The organism is Secundilactobacillus paracollinoides DSM 15502 = JCM 11969, from assembly GCF_001311135.1.
Lineage (GTDB): Bacteria > Bacillota > Bacilli > Lactobacillales > Lactobacillaceae > Secundilactobacillus > Secundilactobacillus paracollinoides.
The window spans coordinates 67683-85338 of sequence record NZ_BBAG01000003.1 but is presented as its reverse complement, the minus strand read 5'-3'; the positions used below and the strand labels follow the sequence as shown (position 1 = coordinate 85338).

The following is a 17656-nucleotide window of genomic DNA, read 5'->3' as shown; positions in this document are numbered from 1 at the left end:
GTCTCTGCACTAAAACACAAACAACTCCGCCCATTTGAGCCAAACTGCTCTACAAAATAGTGGTGGCCCCCTCGAACAAGTTACCAACAAGTCATGCAAATAATCCTCATCGGCGTGCGAGTTAAAAATGCCAAGAGGTCCCGTTTCACCTCACAACTAACTTGATGCAACAGCTAAATAGGTAATACATCTTTAATTTCCATCCAGTCTTCAACCGCCTTCTTCCACAGGCTACTAAAGTGTGATAAACTAATGACAGCTTGTAGTCGTGCCTAAATTAGTGAATTTAGGGAAAAAGTTAATGCAGTGTGTTTCTCAGTTTTGGGGAACACTTTCAAAAATGAGATAGAAGACAGTTTGAGGTGAATTATGGAAGAAGCAACAGTAAAAACTATGCCGTTGGGCGGGGTTCGCGAAAACGGTAAGAACATGTACGTCGTTGATATTAATGACGGCATCTATGTGTTGGATTGCGGGTTGAAGTACCCGGAAAACGAACTGCTGGGAATTGATATTGTCATTCCTGATTATAACTATTTACGGGAAAATAAAGACCGGATCGTCGGGGTCTTCTTGACCCACGGCCACGCGGATGCGATTGGTGCTTTGCCTTACTTTTTAAGTGAGTTTAATGTGCCCGTTTTTGGGTCTGAAATGACCATTGAATTAGCAAAGCTTAACGTCAAAGATGATCCCAACGTGAAGGACTTTGATGATTTTCACGTTGTTGATGAACGCACAGAAATCGACTTTGGCGATGTGACGGTGTCGTTCTTTAAGACGACCCACTCAATTCCTGAATCAATGGGAATCGTTTTGGGCACAGCCTCAGGCAACATTGTGTACACCGGCGATTTTAAGTTTGACCAGACAGCCTCAAAGGACTATCAAACAGACTACGCACGGCTAGCTGAAATCGGTAAACAGGGCGTTTTGGCGCTACTCAGCGATTCAGCAAATGCAGAAAATCCGAACGAAACGGCAAGCGAGCGCGACATCGCTGAGATGGTTGATGAAACGTTGAACTACCATAACGGTCGGGTCATTGTGGCGAGTGTTGGCTCAAACATTATGCGGTTACAGCAGGTGTTTAACGCTGCTGCGCGCAACGATCGTAAGGTACTGCTTACCGGGCGCGACATTGAAAAGATCGTGGATACAGCACTTCGCTTGAATAAGCTGATCTTGCCGGTGGATGATCTCTTAATTAAACAGGATGATCTGGAAAAATTGGCACCGGAACAAATTGCCATTATTCAAACGGGGCGGATGGGCGAACCCATCAAAGCCCTGCAACGGATGGCAAACGGTCAGGAAAAAGGCTTATCAATTAACCAGGGTGACCTCGTGTTTATCACAACGACACCGTCACACGCAATGGAAACCACTGTGGCAAAGACTCGCGATATGATTTACCGGGCCGGCGGTGAAGTGAAAGCCATTTCTGATGAGTTGAATTCCTCAGGCCACGCCAGCAAGAATGATCTGCAACTGATGATCAATCTGTTGCACCCAACGTACTTGATTCCCGTTCAGGCGAGTACCGGTTGCTTTCTGCCCACCGCCATGCCGCTGAAGAAGTCGGAATGGCAGAAGACCATATCTTCTTGACGGCCAAAGGCGACCAACTGGTCTATGATAAGGGTGAAATGGTGTTGAGCGGCAGTGTCGAGGTTGGTAACACCATGATTGATGGTATCGGTGTTGGTGACATTGGCAACATCGTGTTGCGTGACCGTAAAGTGCTGTCTGAAGATGGGATCTTTGTCGCCGTTGTGACCATCGACCATAAGAAAAAACAAATTATCGGAGAACCAAAGATCACCTCACGTGGTTTTGTGTACGTGAAAGCAAATAAAGATCTGATGCATGAAAGTGCCGAGATCATTAAGAATGTTGTTCAAGCTAACCTTGATAATAAGGAATATGACTGGACTCATCTGAAGCAGGATGTCCGCGAGAAGTTAAATCACTATCTATTTGACCAAACGCGACGTCACCCTGTGATCTTGCCCGTTATTATGGAAGTTGACCCACGGCGGCATAAGCCAAGAGCAATAAGGGTAAAAAGAAAAAGGCAGCTGATAACAAGCCAGCTGCGGATAAGCCTGCCAAAAAGGGGCCATCTAAAGAAACCACTAACGACTAAGATAATCAAACAGCGACCGTACTCCAGGCATGGAGCACGGTCGCTGTTTTAGGGAGGCAAAAATGGCAAATGAACGGGTGTTGAAAACTGCAAACGATGCCTTTAAGGCTGAGGATTGGGCGACAGCGGCGCGCCTTTATGATCAACTCTATCAAGAAAACAAAACGGTTAAGTTGAACCATCTGGTAGTCAAGTGCCACTATGAACTGGCACAGTATGAGATCGCCTTAGCAGTGATGCGGGAACAGGAACAAAGCTATTTTGAGGATCACTACCACATGATTTTATGGGCCAAGATCATGCTGGCAAATCACCTGAACATCATGGTCCGAATCGCAATGGTCACGTTACCTGATGTCCCACAGGAAATGACGTTGCTGGTCACTGAGTACGAAGCCGCCGTTCGCCAACGGCTGATTTTAAACAACGGTATCAAACTTTTTATCAATTAAGCGCTGGTGATGTGACAGAACAACGTCACCAGTTTGAAATGGGAAAGGCACTGCCGATAGCCGAGTGGCAAACAGCAGTGACGCATTTACTGACGGATCCATTTGTCAAACCAATCGTTCGGGTGAGCCTGTTGGAAATGCTGACCAAGCTGAAGGTCACTGACCCAGTCAGCTATGTTTGGCTAGATGGTACGGCGACCGATGTGGTGCCCAGTCAGTTAAGCCTGCTCGATGATCTGCCTGTTGTTCAGACCACGCAAGACGCACTACAGACGCTTTTGGCTGATGATGACCCAATCACGCAGCAGCTCTATGCCGAGTCACTGAGGGTCCAGTTATCGCTGCTCTATCCGTTTGTAAATCGGGCGGTGACGGCGCCACAAAAATGGGTGTGCGTGTTGACTGGTCAGATTTCAGATGGGGATGATGACCCCACGACCCAGCAGATGATCGACTGGCAGGGGCGGTTAGGTGAAATGATGCAGGAAATGACGTCGTAATTGAAAAAAATCGTGAAAAATCACGAAAAAACACACATTTTTGTTTACAAACGATTACCCAGTCTATATAATGTTTTAAGGATTCTTCTTGAGGGATTCTCGATTTACCTTTTCGGGAAGAAGTAGTATAATTTACACCAAAGGGTTGCTGGTTTTTATGGCCAGCATTATCTTTGTGAAAAATACAGGAGGTTTCATTAATGGCAAAGGAAACATATGAAAGAACTAAGCCCCATGTAAACATTGGTACTATTGGCCATATTGACCATGGGAAGACCACTTTGACTGCAGCAATCACTAAGGTTTTAGCCGCTAAAGGCTTGGCTAAGGCTGAAGATTATGCTGACATTGATAAGGCACCTGAGGAACGTGAACGTGGTATCACGATCAACACTGCCCACGTTGAATACGAAACTGAAAAGCGTCACTATGCACATATTGACGCCCCAGGACATGCTGATTACATCAAGAACATGATCACTGGTGCCGCACAAATGGATGGTGCTATCTTAGTTGTTGCCGCAACTGATGGTCCTATGCCACAAACGCGTGAACACATTCTGTTGGCTCGCCAAGTTGGTGTTGAATACATCGTTGTATTCTTAAACAAGACCGACTTAGTTGATGACGACGAATTGATCGACTTGGTTGAAATGGAAGTCCGTGAATTACTTTCAGAATACGATTACCCTGGTGATGATATTCCAGTTATCCGCGGTTCTGCATTGAAGGCCCTTGAAGGCGATCCAGAACAAGAAAAGGTTATTTTACACTTAATGGACGTTGTTGATGAATACATCCCAACACCAGTTCGTGATAACGACAAGCCATTCTTGATGCCTGTTGAAGACGTCTTCACCATTACTGGTCGTGGTACTGTTGCTTCTGGTCGTATCGATCGTGGTACGATCAAAGTCGGTGACGAAGTTGAAATCGTCGGTCTTAAAGAAGAAATCTTGAAGAGTACCGTAACTGGTTTGGAAATGTTCCGTAAGACTTTGGAATTTGGTGAAGCCGGCGATAACGTTGGTGTTCTGTTGCGTGGTATTAACCGTGAACAAGTTGTTCGTGGCCAAGTGCTTGCAGCTCCAGGTTCAATCCAAACTCACAAGAAGTTCAAGGGTGAAGTATATATCCTTTCTAAAGAAGAAGGTGGCCGTCATACGCCATTCTTCTCAAACTACCGTCCTCAATTCTACTTCCACACCACTGATATCACTGGTGTTATCGAATTGCCTGATGGCGTAGAAATGGTTATGCCTGGCGATAACGTCACTTTCGAAGTTGACTTAATTGCCCCAGCTGCCATTGAAAAGGGTACTAAGTTCACTGTCCGTGAAGGTGGCCATACTGTTGGTGCCGGTGTCGTTTCAGACATCATGGACTAAACTTTTAGCCTAAATGAACAAGAGAAGTCCGAGAAGGTTTCCTTTTCGGGCTTTTTTTATTGTTAATAATGGTTACAAATTCAGTAATATCACCGGATTGACGGTGATTTTTGCCGAAATAGTTTTACTTTTTTTCGCGTATACGGTAAACTAAAAGCTGTACGCAATTTGAATATGATCGTATTCAAGAGATATTTGATTCGGAGGGAAAATAATGTCTGCAAAATGGGAAAAGAAGGAAACCAACAAGGGCGAACTGACCTTTGAAATTGGTGCCGACCAAATTAAGAAGGGCTTGGATCAAGCCTTTGCTAAAACCAAGAAGAACTTAGCTGTTCCTGGTTTCCGTAAGGGAAAGGTGCCGCGTCAAATCTTCAACCAAATGTATGGTGAAGAAGCACTTTACCAAGACGCTTTAAACATCGTCTTACCAGACGCTTACGCTGCTGCTATTGAAGAAGTAGGAATCGAACCCGTTGACCAACCAGAAGTTAACGTTGAATCAATGGAAAAGGGTCAAGCTTGGGTATTAAAGGCGGTTGTTACCGTTAAGCCAGACGTTAAGTTAGGCGAATACAAGGACTTAAGTGTCACTAAGCAAAACACCCGTGTCTACCAAAAGGACATTGATGCCGAACTCGAACGTCGTCAACAACAACAAGCTGAATTAGTGCTTAAAGAAGACCAACCTGCAGCCAAGGGCGACACTGTTGTCATTGACTTTGATGGTTACGTTGATGGTAAGCAGTTTGATGGCGGTAAAGCTGACAACTACTCACTTGAATTAGGCTCTAACTCATTTATCCCTGGCTTTGAAGACCAATTGGTTGGCCATAAAGCTGGTGAAGATGTTGAAGTTAAAGTCACCTTCCCAGATGACTACCAAGCTGAAGACCTTCAGGGTAAAGAAGCAACCTTTAAGACGACGATTCACGAAGTTAAGGCTAAGGAATTACCAGCCCTTGACGACGAATTTGCTAAGGACGTTGACGAAGAAGTTGACAGTCTTGACGAATTAAAGGCTAAGATCAAAGACGAATTAAAGGAACAAAAGACGAACGCTGCTCAAGAAGCTATCGAAGATGAAGCAATTCGCGAAGCTGTTGACAACGCCACCATCGAAGACGTTCCTGCTGCCATGGTTGAAGACGATATTCACCGTCAAATGGACCAATACTTGGCTAACATGCAACAACAAGGCATCGATCCTAAGACGTACTTCCAGTTAACTGGGACGACTGAAGACGACCTGCACAAGCAATTTGCTTCAGACGCAGAACGTCGTGTCAAGACGAACCTTGTTTTGGAAGCCATCGTTGAAGCTGAAAAGATCGAACCTTCTGACGACGAAATCAACAAAGAAGTCACTGATCTTGCCGGCCAATATGGTATGGAAGAATCAGCTGTTCGCTCAGCATTGAGTGACGATATGTTGAAGCATGATATTGCTGTTCAAGACGCCGTTGCCTTGGTCCGCGATACAGCTAAGCAAGACAAGTCTAAGAAGGACGAAAAAGAAGACGAGAAGTAAGCTTTAATCGTCAACTCAATCGTCATAAACAAAAGGCCCTGAGATGAGATTTCTGATCTTGCCAGGGCCTTTTGTTTGGAGCTAGGGTAAATTCTTTTGCATGCCGACTGTTCTATGGTATAGTAGCAATTGCATTGGGAAATCGTCCTAGTGTCCTTAAAACTACGAAGGGGTGACTCATAAATTGTTTGAAAATACCGACGTAAATGGCCCCGTAAATTGTTCTTTTTGTGGTAAATCACAGGATCAAGTTAAGAAAATTGTTGCGGGTCCTGGTGTGTACATTTGTAATGAATGTATTGATTTATGCAAAGAAATCATTGATGAAGAGTTCAACGAAACTGCAGAAGAGACTGTTTTTGATGTTCCAACACCACAACAGATCGTGGATTCCTTGAACCAGTACGTAATTGGCCAAAATGAAGCGAAAAAAAACGCTTTCAGTAGCGGTTTACAACCATTATAAACGTGTGAACGAAATGGCCACCAGCGAGGGCGCTGAGGGTCCTGAATTACAGAAGAGTAACATCACAATGATTGGACCCACTGGTTCCGGGAAGACTTATCTTGCCCAGACCCTGGCAAAGATCTTGAACGTGCCGTTTGCAATTGCTGACGCAACGACTTTGACTGAAGCCGGTTACGTTGGTGAAGACGTGGAAAATATCCTGCTGAAGATGCTGCAAAACGCTGATTATGACGTTGAACGGGCTGAAAAGGGTATCATTTACATTGATGAAATCGATAAGATCGCTAAGAAGGCTGAAAATGTCTCCATCACTCGTGATGTATCAGGTGAAGGGGTTCAACAAGCACTCTTAAAGATCTTGGAAGGCACCATTGCCAACGTGCCGCCGCAGGGTGGTCGTAAGCACCCACAACAGGAATTTATTCAGATCGATACCACGAATATTTTGTTTATCGTGGGTGGGGCCTTTGACGGCATCGAAACGATCGTTAAAAACCGGTTGGGTGACAAGACCATTGGGTTTGGGACGGATTCAACGCACCAACCAATCAATGGTTCTGAAAGTCTGATGCAACGGGTCGTTCCAGAAGACATGCTTGAATTCGGTTTGATTCCAGAATTTATCGGGCGGTTGCCAATCTTGACAGCCCTTGAGAAGTTATCAGAAGAAGACCTTGTGCGAATTCTGACCGAACCAAAGAACGCGCTGGTTAAGCAGTATCAAAAGCTCTTGTCCCTCGATGGCGTCCAATTGGAATTTGACGCTGCAGGACTGCGTGAAATGGCGAAATTAGCCCTGAAGCGTAATACTGGTGCTCGTGGTCTGCGGTCCATCATTGAAGACGTTATGCGCGATATCATGTTCGAATTACCAAGTCGTGATGATGTCGAAAAAGTTGTGGTTACCGGTGAAACGGTAAAGGACCATGAGGAACCACAATTGATTTTAAAGGATCAAAAAGCCTCTTAATTGGGGAACCAATTGCCACTTATAGCGGCTATCAAAAATGTCCACCAACGGCTGTATGTGAATGACAGTCGCGTTGATGGGCATTTTTTGTGGCCTTTTTACAGGTGACGAGCTTGGGTCATACAAATTCTGTACACCCAGTTCGCCAGCCATGATATGATAGAACACAGCATATTTAAGGAGGGATTTCAGCATGGAAGTCCATGATGTGGAATTAGTAATGAGCGCCGTTGACCCCAAACAATATCCAACGACCGGGGATCCGGAGATTGCGTTGGTGGGACGCTCCAACGTTGGGAAGTCGTCGTTGACCAACGTGTTGATCAATCGAAACAGTTACGCGCACACGTCTAGTCAACCGGGTAAGACGCAGACTCTGAATTTTTATCACGTTGAATCCCAGATGTACTTTGTTGACGTTCCAGGTTACGGTTATGCCAAGGCTTCGCGAACCGATCGGGAAAAATGGGGGCAAATGATTGAAACTTATTTAACCCAACGAGAACAATTGCGCGGCGTTGTTTCGCTTGTTGACGGTCGTCACGAGCCAACCAAGGATGATCAGCAAATGTATACCTGGCTGGCGTACTACGATATTCCAACCCTAGTCGTTGCCACTAAATTGGATAAAATTTCACGGGGAAAGTGGAATAAGCAGCTCAGCATGATCAAAAAGACGTTGCAGCTGAAGCCTGAAGACGCGTTGTTGCCGTTTTCCGCCCAGACGAAAATGGGCAAGGATGCGGTGTGGGATTGGATCGAGACACAAGCATTTGGAGGCAAATTAGGATGAATTTTAACGATTACCAACAAGCAGCGAACCGGACACTTTACGGCAGTGAACAGGTGTTAACAAACTGCGCCCTCGGACTTTCAAGCGAGACTGGCGAAGTTGTCGACCTCGTTAAGCAGTACACGTTTCAAGGAAAGGATCTCGACCGTGAGACACTGACCAAGGAAATGGGTGATGTTCTCTGGTATCTGTCACAGGTTGCTGAATGGGCAAACATTCCCTTTGACGAGGTTGCTAAGGACAACATCCAACGATTGAACGAACGCTATCCAAACGGGTATCAAAACCAACCGGAATCATAAGTGACTTGCAATTATTACCATTGGTGACGGTTTCAGAAAACAACATTAAAAAATCAAAAATAGAGCGACTTAAGATCAATTTTTATATGATTTTAAGTCGTTTTTTTGTATATTATTACAACTATTCTAATTTTATTACCTGTTTTCATCCTGAATATTAGAAAACTTAATGTATATTAAACGTGAATATCGTTAAATTCATGTATAAATTTCAAAAAAGGTTGTAATTTCTGAATAAAGGTGTTAACCTCTAATTTATTAAGTTGAAATTAAGAAATGAGAGGGATAATCATATGACAGAAAACCAAAAAGTAGTATTAGCATATTCCGGAGGCTTAGATACCTCAGTTGCCATTCCTTGGCTTAAAGACAAGGGCTATGACGTGATTGCCTGCTGTATTAATGTCGGCGAGGGAAAAGATTTAGATTTCATCAAGGAAAAGGCCTTAAATGTCGGCGCCGTCAAAGCTTATGTCATTGACGCCTTAGACGAATTCGCCGAAGATTACGCGCTGGTTGCGTTACAGGGTCATACCTTTTACGAGGGTGAATACCCATTGATTTCAGCATTATCCCGTCCATTAATCAGTAAAAAACTTGTTGAAGTTGCACAACAAGAAAATGCTACCGCCGTTGCCCATGGTTGCACTGGTAAAGGAAACGACCAGGTTCGGTTTGAGGTTGCCATTCACGCCCTCAATCCAGCCCTGGAAGTTTTAAGTCCAGTTCGTGACTGGCACTGGTCTCGTGAAGAAGAAATCAACTATGCTAAGGAACACAATATTCCAATTCCAATTGATCTGGACTCACCATATTCGATCGATGCGAACATTTGGGGCCGGGCTAACGAAGCCGGCGTCTTGGAAGACCCATGGGTTTCAGCACCTGAAGATGCCTATGCACTGACCAACCCAATCGATAAGACTCCAGATACACCGACGGACATTGAAATTACGTTTGTTAAAGGGGTCCCAACCAAGCTGAATGGCAAGGCAATGAAACTGGCTGACCTGATTCAAGACTTAAATAAGATTGCCGGCGAAAACGGCATTGGCCGGATCGACCACATTGAAAACCGGTTAGTCGGTATCAAGTCTCGTGAAGTGTACGAAGCACCCGCAGCAACCGTTTTGATGAAGGCCCACAAACAACTTGAAGACCTGACTTTTGAACGTGATCTGGCGCACTTTAAGCCCGTTGTAGAAGACAAGTTAAGCGAAATGATTTACAACGCGTTATGGTTCTCACCATTGATGGGCGCCTTACAGTCCTTCTTAAAAACGACTCAGGAAGTTGTGAGCGGCGTTATCAAGGTGGAACTCTTTAAGGGCAACGTGATCACACTTGGTCGGAAGTCAGACAATTCATTGTATGACAAGAACCTGGCAACTTACACGGCTTCAGATTCGTTTGACCAAATTGCTGCTAAAGGCTTCATTAAGCTTTGGGGCTTACCAACTCAGGTATACTCACAAGTTAAGATGAAGAACCAACAATCAGCCTTTGTGAACGCTGTGACCAAGAATGCCAAGAGTAAGGTCAAGGTCGCTGTGAAGACCGACAAGAAGGCTGAATCCGAAAAAACGGGGGCTAAATAATGAGTACCAAAAAGCTATGGGGCGGTCGGTTTCAGGAACAGGCTGCCGCTTGGGTCGATGCTTTTGGTGCCTCCATTTCCTTTGATCAACTGATGGCCGAGGAAGACATCGAAGGGTCACTGGCCCACGTGAAGATGTTGAAGGCTACCGGGATTCTGACCGCTGACGACAGTGACCAGATCATTGCTGGCTTGGAGGGTATCCAGACCGATTTAGAAGCTGGCAACCTTGAATTTTCCGTTGAAAACGAAGATATCCACATGAATATTGAATCGATCTTAACGGAGCGGATCGGCGCCGTTGCTGGGAAACTGCATACGGGCCGGTCACGAAACGACCAAGTGGCAACTGATTTTCATTTATATTTAAAGAAACGGTTGCCCAAGGTCATTGATGAATTAACGACGATTCAAACGACGCTCGTGAAGATGGCTGAAGAAAATGTTGAAACGATTATGCCGGGGTACACCCACCTTCAGCACGCCCAACCGATTTCATATGGCCACTACTTGATGGCGTATTACCAAATGTTTAAGCGTGATAAGGAACGGTTGACGTTCAACGAGAAGCACACCGATATGTCGCCATTGGGCGCAGCTGCGCTTGCGGGGACCACGTTTCCAATCGATCGGCAAATGACGGCGAAAACACTCGGATTTTCTGAAGTGTACGCAAACTCGCTAGATGCTGTCTCTGACCGGGACTTTGCGCTTGAATTTCTCAGCAACAGCTCGATTCTCATGATGCACCTGTCGCGGTTCTGTGAAGAACTCAGCATGTGGGTGAGCCATGAATTCCAGTATTTGGAACTCAGCGATGCCTACACTACTGGCAGCTCTATCATGCCGCAGAAGAAGAACCCCGATATGGCGGAACTGATTCGCGGTAAGAGTGGCCGGGTCTATGGACATTTAATGGGCTTATTGGCTACCATGAAGTCGTTGCCGTTGGCGTATAACAAGGACCTTCAGGAAGACAAGGAGGGCGTATTTGATACCGTCAAGACCTTGCTGCCAGCACTGCGGGTCTTCAACGGGATGCTGTCAACGCTGACCGTTAAGAAAGAAAATATGCAGCATGCGACCGAAAATGACTTTTCAAACGCGACTGAGTTAGCAGACTACTTAGCTGCCAAGGGGGTTCCCTTTAGAGAAGCACATGGGATTGTTGGTCAATTGGTGCTCAAGGGCATCCAAACGCACCAGAATCTGCAGGATATGTCCCTAGATGACCTTAAACAGGCCTCCCCAGCAATCGAAGCCGACGTGTACAATGATTTAAAGTCGGAAGTTGCGGTGGAACGCCGGCATTCCGAGGGCGGTACTGGGTTTGATCAGGTTCGTCACCAAATTGAAGTTGCAAAGCAAGAATTGAGTTTATAATGTATAAAAACAGCCAAGCACATGCTTGGCTGTTTTTATGCGTTGAGACGGAATAATAGGCATATGGATAATGGTGGGGTATTCTGGATTAAACGGGGGTGTGCGCAAAATGAATAGAGGACGAATTGAAGCCTTCACGGATGCTGTTTTAGCCATTATTTTAACAATCATGATTCTCGAGTTTAAGGTACCAGAGTCGTTTCAGTTGTCAGCCATGCTGGCACAGTTACCCTATCTTATTTCATATGCGATCGGTTACTTATTCATCGGGACTGCCTGGTATAACCACCACTATATGTTTACGCAAACGCGCCATATTACGCGTGACATCTATTGGACAAACAACTTCTGGATGTTTACGACGTCGTTTTTACCTGTGGCAACGGCTTGGGTTGGTCGCGGTATTAACAAACAGGGACCGGAGATTTTTTATTTCATCGTGTATTCGGCGTGGAGTTTTGCTTATGTTGAATTATCGAGAAGTCTGATCAAAGCGAACGAAGCGAGCGGCCATCCTGAGGTGGCCACCAATATTAAACGGATGAATATTTACCGCTATCTCACAAACTGGAAGCTGGTGTTGATTCAAACGATTGTGATGGTGATCATTCTGATGTATCTGCCAGCTTTACAAATGGTGGTCGTGGTGATGCAGATCGTGCTTGTTGGGATGCGGTTTAATGAGGATAGTGATCGGTTGGATGGGTGAGAGTGTGGAGCAAAGCGGTTAAGGGGCAGAATGTAACGGACTCCGGCAGAAAATCCCGGGTCTGGATTTTTTGCCAGAGTCCGTTACATGGCCGCCCCTTGCTTTGCGGAACACGTTTAGTCTACGTAAAAAGGGAGCGCAGTAGCCAAAATTACTCGGCTGTCTAAGTCCGGTAAGTCCAGGTTTGACTTTGGTCCGTTGCTGTTAACTCAGTACTGAAAATGGTTAGCCGTGAAAAACAATCAACTAAAGACAACCAAAAAGAACACTCAATTAACCAGCGGATAACATCGCGAGTTAATTGAGTGTTCTTTATTTTATATTGGCTAGTCTTTCTAGGCCACCACGCCGAAACGTGCTCCACAAAGCAGAGGGCTCCTGCATAAGCCAACTCTGACAAAAATGCCTAAGTTCAGGCATTTCTGTCAGAGTTAACTTATGCTCCGCCCTCTAACCGCTTTGTTCCGCACTCTACTTGTGGTAACTCCGCTTTTCTTTAATCAAATCTTTGGCTGCCTTAGTTGTATCTTTTTGTTCATCGCGCTTCAGGAACTTATCGCGCTTGTCGTCTTTTAAATCCATTTCAGCAAATTTGCCGAACATGGAGTCGAGATTATCTTGTCGTTTTACCTTAAGACCCATGGTTGATGCCTCCTTACTTTGGACTATATCTTATCAGAATTTGCGCCATTTGTCATTTTTTACGGATTCTCATAAATAAATCTCAGATTATTTTTGAATAAAAAAGCGGTTACATCAATAATATGTGTATAAAAAAGTCTTTTTATTAAATTTTATTGCATAAAGAATGTGAATGGTGTATTGTTAATAGTATCAAAAATTAGAGGATACAAATTTAGAGAGGAAGTTCGCGGATGACCATTAAGGGGAAACACGTGTTGCAAGTCGTGCTTGCATTATGTTTATCGCTATTATTCTTTGTCAGTTTCAGCAATGTGACAACCAACGACCAAACAGCTTATGCGGCTGATAATTCTTTACAAAAGATTAAGCAAAAGGGGACACTGGTGGTGGCAACATCACCAGATTATCCACCATATGAATTTCAAACCACTAAAAATGGGAACAGTAAAATTGTTGGGATGGATATGTCCGTCGCCAAGAAAGTTGCCAAGGGCTTGGGCGTTAAGCTTGTCGTGAAGAGCATGAGCTTTGACTCGTTGCTGGTTGCGATTGAAACTGGTAAAGCTGACGTTGCCATTGGGGGAATCAACCCGACGGCTAAGCGGCGTCAATCCGTTGACTTCACCCACATTTATTATTCAGGTGGTCAAAGCTTCCTTGTTAACAAGCTGAAAAGTTGAAGTATTACAGCCGAGCGAAGCTTAAGAATCAAAAGGTTGGTGCCAAACTGGGACCCTCCAATATGATTTAGCAAAACAACGAATCCCCGGCGTGACCGTCAAGGGGATGGATAAGAACACCGACCTTGTGTTGGCGTTAAAGACCCACAAGATCGCAGCTGTCGGGATGGAAACCCCAACTGCTAAGGCCTACGTCGAAAACGATTCAAGCTTAGCGATGATTCCTTCCGGTTATAAATTAAATAAGAACGATGTTGGGGCAGCGATTGCCGCGCCAAAGGGATCAACAGCCCTGATCGATGCCATGAATAAGAGCGTTGACCAGATCAAGAAACAAAACCTGACTGACGGCTATCTCAAGACCGCCGGGACGTACATGAAGACCAACACGAACAACACCAGCATGTTCCATTACTGGAAGTACTTCGCAAAAGGGGTCGAATACACCCTGATCATTTCAGCCATCTCAGTTGTCTTTGGGGTTCTGCTTGGGACGATTCTGGCACTGATGCGGTTCAGCCACAATAAGCTGGTGCACGCCATTGCCGTTGCCTACATTGAATTCGTTCGTGGGACACCGTTGATGGTTCAAGTGATGTTCGTTTACTTTGGAATCGGGATCATTATTAATTTGCCGGCCTTGTTATCTGGTATCATTGCGGTATCCTTGAACAGTGGGGCGTACGTCGCGGAAATCATCCGTGGCGGGATCGATTCCGTTGCTAAGGGACAAACTGAGGCCTCTCAATCACTGGGGTTAAACAGAACAGATACGATGCGGTACGTGGTGATGCCACAAGCCTTAAAGAATATCTGGCCAGCCCTTGGGAACGAATTTATTTCCCTGATTAAGGAAAGTTCAATCGTGTCCATCATTGGGGTCACGGATCTGATCTACCAGTTAAACATTGTGCGGGCAGATACTTACCGTGGTGTAATGCCAGTCTTCATCGCGATGATCCTGTACTTCATCATGACCTTTATCCTAACCAGAATTTTGAACCACTACGAAGGGAAGATGAACCATGCAAAGTAGTAAACCAATTATTGAAGTTAAAAACTTAGAGAAGAAGTATGATTCAGCAGACGTTTTAAAGGATATCAACGGCGTCGTTAATCAGGGGCAAGTCATCTGTGTGATCGGGCCTTCTGGTGCCGGGAAAAGTACTTTCTTGCGGTGTCTGAATCTGTTGGAAAAACCCACATCGGGAACCGTCTTGTTTGAAGGCACTGACCTGGTGTCGTTAAAAACCAACGAACTGACCACGTTGCGGGAACGAATGGGGATGGTGTTCCAGAGTTTTAACCTGTTCCCCAACATGACCGTTATCGAAAACTTGAAACTGGCGCCGGTGCGGGTGAAGCATATGAGTGATGCGGACGCTACAAAGAAGGCAACAGAATTACTGGAACGGGTCGGCCTAGCAGAAAAAGCGGATGTCTATCCAAGCAGTTTGTCAGGTGGCCAGCAGCAACGGGTTGCGATTGCGCGTGCCTTAGCAATGGATCCAGAAGTGATGTTGTTTGACGAACCAACCAGTGCGTTGGATCCTGAAATGGTCGGCGAAGTGCTGGCCGTTATGAAGGAATTGGCGGATGAAGGGATGACCATGGTCGTTGTGACTCACGAAATGGGCTTTGCGCGTGAGGTGGCCGACGAGGTCTGGTTTATGGCCGATGGCTATATCCTGGAAAAGAACGAACCAAACGAATTGTTCAACAACCCGCAAAACGACAGGGCGAAGGACTTTATTGGGAAGATTATTAATGCCTAGAGCGTGAAGCAAGGCGGTCAGTGCGCGTTACACGTTAGCCCCGTGCCTTGCTGAACGCGTTTCGGCTACGTAACCAAGAAAGCCGCAGCAAGAACCATTCTGTTTGTTGTAACTGAGAATAGTCTAATCCATAATAAACAATCAAAGACACCAAAAATCGTGCCCAAGCGAACATGTCAAACCATAAAACTCAAAAATCAAAGGACCTTGCCTAACCACCCAGGTTGCAAGGCCCTTTTTTGTGAATGAACCAATCAGAAAACAAGGTGCAAACACGGCCCCGTTTGTCACAAACTGTGCTAAACTACGCACAAGTGAATTCTGTCGGTTACAACCATTTATTGGCTGTGTGACAAAGTGATAAGGGGGTATCCCATACCAAACACGCACTTCCATTGAACCAAACACGTATTCGCGTTATAATAGGGCTTCTGAACAATCGAGCGCATTGTAAAAAGGAGGGCTCAGCGTGGCATCTGAATACTTAGAGCATAAACTGGCGTTGCTGCCTGATCTGCCTGGCATCTACATGATGAAAAATATCAACGGGCACATCATTTATGTGGGTAAGGCTAAAAATTTAAAGAACCGGGTCCGCTCCTATTTTAAGAGCAGTCACGAAGCAAAACTGCCCGGTTAGTATCTGAAATTGCGGACTTTGAGACGATCATCGTTTCCAATGACAAGGAAGCCTTCCTGTTGGAAATTACGATGATTCAAAAACATCAACCGCATTACAATATTAAATTAAAGCAGGGGACGGGCTATCCCTACATTAAAATTACGAACGAACGAGATCCAGAAACAAAAATTGTGAGTCAGGTGCGTAAAGATGGCGCGTACTACTTTGGCCCGTATCCGAACGTTTACGCGGCAGAAGAAACGTTGCACTTCCTGCAAAAGGTCTATCCGTTACGTCGGTGTAATGGGTTTCAGCACCGTCCGTGTCTTTATTATCATATGGGGCAATGTTTGGGTGCTTGTTTTAAAGAGGTGCCGGAAGAAGAATATGCAAAACAAATCGAACGCATTAAGTCTTTCTTGAATGGAAATGTCGCTGAGGTCAAGCGGCACTTAAACGGTCAGATGAAGACGGCTTCCGATAAGCTGGAATTTGAACGGGCTGCTGAGATCCGTGATCAAATGCACTACATTGAGGTGACGGTTGAAAAGCAAAAGATCATTTCAACAGATAAGACACCGCGAGATATCTTTAATTTTTATCTCGATAAGGGGTGGTTATCCGTTCAGATCTTCTTCATTCGTCAGACCCGTTTGATCAAACGAGAGAAGCGCTTGTTTCCCATTGTGATGATGCGGTCTCTGAGATGAGTAGTTTTATCACGCAGTTTTACAATCGAAAGAACAGCGTGTTGCCAAAGGAAATTCTAGTCCCGGAAGAGATGCCTAAGGACGTCTTAAGTAACGTGCTCGGGGTGCCGTTTCGGACGCCGCAGCGGGGTGAAAAACGGGCGCTGCTGGACATGGCGGGCAAGAACGCCCGACTTGTTTTGGAAGAGAAGTTCCGGCTATTGGAGCTAGATGAACAAAAAACGACCGGTGCGATGAAGGAAATTACGGATGCGTTAGGGATTCGCCCGGGACACAAGATCGAAGCCTTTGACCACTCTCATATTCAGGGGCTGATCTAGTGTCTGCCATGGTGGTTTTCGTGGATGGGCAGCCAAACAAGAATCTTTACCGGAAATACAAACTGAAAACGGTGGACCATGCGGATGAAGCCGCCAGCACGCGGGAAGTCATTCGGCGACGGTATAGTCGGGTGCTCAAGGAACACACTGAGTTGCCAGATTTAATTCTCATGGATGGTGGCGACATTCAGCTGGATGCAGCGCGTGATGTGCTGGAAAATGAGTTGGGCTTGAACGTCCCTGTAGCGGCGATGGTCAAGAACGACAAGCACAAGACGGCCGACCTGCTGTCCGAAGTCAACGATACGCCGATGCATCTTGATCCTAAGTCACAGGGGTTCTATCTCCTGCAACGAATTCAAGATGAAGTGCACCGGTTTGCCATCACCTTCCATCGCCAAGTCCATACCAAGCATTCCCTCAGTTCGCGATTGGATGATATTCCAGGGGTTGGGCCAAAGACCCGGACAAAGTTGTTGCGGAAGTTCGGCTCCCTGAAAAAGATTGCGGATGCGGATACGGAAGAACTCACGAAGCTTGGCATCTCCCACACTGTGGTGGATACAATCAAGCTGACACTTGCCAATGAGACCCCGCAAAAGGTCGAAAAATCGTAAAATTATCATTTTCAGTGAAAATATTCCAATTTATGATGGTAATT

At 45.5% G+C, this 17656-nt stretch carries 11 protein-coding genes and 4 pseudogenes; 14 read left to right on the top strand and 1 reads right to left on the bottom strand.

What is annotated here, in order from left to right; translation table 11 throughout:
* Nucleotides 1–369 precede the first annotated feature (369 nt).
* The 11 genes and pseudogenes from JCM11969_RS02420 (at nt 370) to JCM11969_RS02370 (ending at nt 12243) form a co-directional block, all read left to right on the top strand.
* Nucleotides 370–2201, top strand: a pseudogene (locus JCM11969_RS02420) (ribonuclease J).
* A 10-nt stretch (nt 2202–2211) separates the two neighbouring features.
* The gene (locus tag JCM11969_RS02415; protein ID WP_054707782.1) at nt 2212–2601 is read left to right on the top strand and encodes a hypothetical protein; all 390 of its coding nucleotides are present in this window, start codon (nt 2212–2214) and stop codon (nt 2599–2601) included.
* A gap of 11 nt (nt 2602–2612) precedes the next feature.
* Entirely contained in the window at nt 2613–3101 is a 489-nt protein-coding gene (locus tag JCM11969_RS02410; protein ID WP_054707780.1) for a hypothetical protein, read from the top strand.
* Between the two features lie 200 nt (nt 3102–3301).
* Nucleotides 3302–4489 (top strand): elongation factor Tu, encoded by a 1188-nt coding sequence (gene tuf, locus JCM11969_RS02405; RefSeq protein WP_054707779.1) that lies wholly within the window; start codon nt 3302–3304, stop codon nt 4487–4489.
* A gap of 214 nt (nt 4490–4703) precedes the next feature.
* Nucleotides 4704–6020, top strand: coding sequence for a trigger factor (gene tig / locus JCM11969_RS02400; protein ID WP_054707775.1), 1317 nt, complete (start codon nt 4704–4706; stop codon nt 6018–6020).
* A 184-nt stretch (nt 6021–6204) separates the two neighbouring features.
* A pseudogene (gene clpX, locus JCM11969_RS02395) lies at nt 6205–7459 on the top strand (ATP-dependent Clp protease ATP-binding subunit ClpX).
* Nucleotides 7460–7652: 193 nt separating this feature from the next.
* Nucleotides 7653–8252, top strand: a complete 600-nt coding sequence (yihA, locus tag JCM11969_RS02390) for a ribosome biogenesis GTP-binding protein YihA/YsxC (RefSeq protein ID WP_054707772.1) — start codon at nt 7653–7655, stop codon at nt 8250–8252.
* Nucleotides 8249–8554, top strand: a complete 306-nt coding sequence (locus JCM11969_RS02385) for a nucleoside triphosphate pyrophosphohydrolase family protein (RefSeq protein WP_054707769.1) — start codon at nt 8249–8251, stop codon at nt 8552–8554. Before yihA ends, JCM11969_RS02385 begins: the two co-directional genes overlap by 4 nt.
* 293 nt (nt 8555–8847) lie before the next feature.
* Nucleotides 8848–10152 (top strand): argininosuccinate synthase, encoded by a 1305-nt coding sequence (locus tag JCM11969_RS02380; protein WP_054707766.1) that lies wholly within the window; start codon nt 8848–8850, stop codon nt 10150–10152.
* Nucleotides 10152–11534, top strand: coding sequence for an argininosuccinate lyase (argH, locus tag JCM11969_RS02375; protein WP_054707764.1), 1383 nt, complete (start codon nt 10152–10154; stop codon nt 11532–11534). Before JCM11969_RS02380 ends, argH begins: the two co-directional genes overlap by 1 nt.
* Before the next feature lie 109 nt (nt 11535–11643).
* On the top strand, nt 11644–12243 hold the full coding sequence (locus tag JCM11969_RS02370; protein WP_054707761.1) for a TMEM175 family protein: 600 nt from the start codon (nt 11644–11646) through the stop codon (nt 12241–12243).
* Nucleotides 12244–12714: 471 nt separating this feature from the next.
* On the opposite strand, the gene JCM11969_RS18175 is transcribed toward JCM11969_RS02370, so the two are convergent.
* A complete protein-coding gene (locus tag JCM11969_RS18175; RefSeq protein WP_169790395.1) occupies nt 12715–12885 on the bottom strand; it encodes an SPJ_0845 family protein in 171 nt (56 codons plus the stop codon).
* A 233-nt stretch (nt 12886–13118) separates the two neighbouring features.
* Between JCM11969_RS18175 and JCM11969_RS02365 the strand changes: the two are divergent.
* The 3 genes and pseudogenes from JCM11969_RS02365 to uvrC all read left to right on the top strand — a co-directional run bounded on the left by JCM11969_RS02365 (nt 13119) and on the right by uvrC (nt 17612).
* Nucleotides 13119–14604 (top strand): annotated as a pseudogene (locus JCM11969_RS02365) (ABC transporter substrate-binding protein/permease).
* On the top strand, nt 14594–15343 hold the full coding sequence (locus JCM11969_RS02360; protein WP_054707758.1) for an amino acid ABC transporter ATP-binding protein: 750 nt from the start codon (nt 14594–14596) through the stop codon (nt 15341–15343). The pseudogene JCM11969_RS02365 and the gene JCM11969_RS02360 overlap by 11 nt, the downstream one beginning before the upstream one ends.
* Nucleotides 15344–15812: 469 nt before the next feature.
* Nucleotides 15813–17612: pseudogene (uvrC, locus tag JCM11969_RS02355) on the top strand (excinuclease ABC subunit UvrC).
* Nucleotides 17613–17656: the final 44 nt, after the last annotated feature.

Bases quoted from the DNA above. Each gene is read 5' to 3' on its own strand.
- JCM11969_RS02385 (WP_054707769.1), top strand. From the start codon at position 8,249: ATGAATTTTAACGATTACCAACAAGCAGCGAACCGGACACTTTACGGC.
- tig (WP_054707775.1), top strand. From the start codon at position 4,704: ATGTCTGCAAAATGGGAAAAGAAGGAAACCAACAAGGGCGAACTGACC.
- JCM11969_RS02380 (WP_054707766.1), top strand. From the start codon at position 8,848: ATGACAGAAAACCAAAAAGTAGTATTAGCATATTCCGGAGGCTTAGAT.
- yihA (WP_054707772.1), top strand. From the start codon at position 7,653: ATGGAAGTCCATGATGTGGAATTAGTAATGAGCGCCGTTGACCCCAAA.
- JCM11969_RS02415 (WP_054707782.1), top strand. From the start codon at position 2,212: ATGGCAAATGAACGGGTGTTGAAAACTGCAAACGATGCCTTTAAGGCT.
- JCM11969_RS02370 (WP_054707761.1), top strand. From the start codon at position 11,644: ATGAATAGAGGACGAATTGAAGCCTTCACGGATGCTGTTTTAGCCATT.
- argH (WP_054707764.1), top strand. From the start codon at position 10,152: ATGAGTACCAAAAAGCTATGGGGCGGTCGGTTTCAGGAACAGGCTGCC.
- tuf (WP_054707779.1), top strand. From the start codon at position 3,302: ATGGCAAAGGAAACATATGAAAGAACTAAGCCCCATGTAAACATTGGT.
- JCM11969_RS18175 (WP_169790395.1), bottom strand. From the start codon at position 12,885: ATGGGTCTTAAGGTAAAACGACAAGATAATCTCGACTCCATGTTCGGC.
- JCM11969_RS02360 (WP_054707758.1), top strand. From the start codon at position 14,594: ATGCAAAGTAGTAAACCAATTATTGAAGTTAAAAACTTAGAGAAGAAG.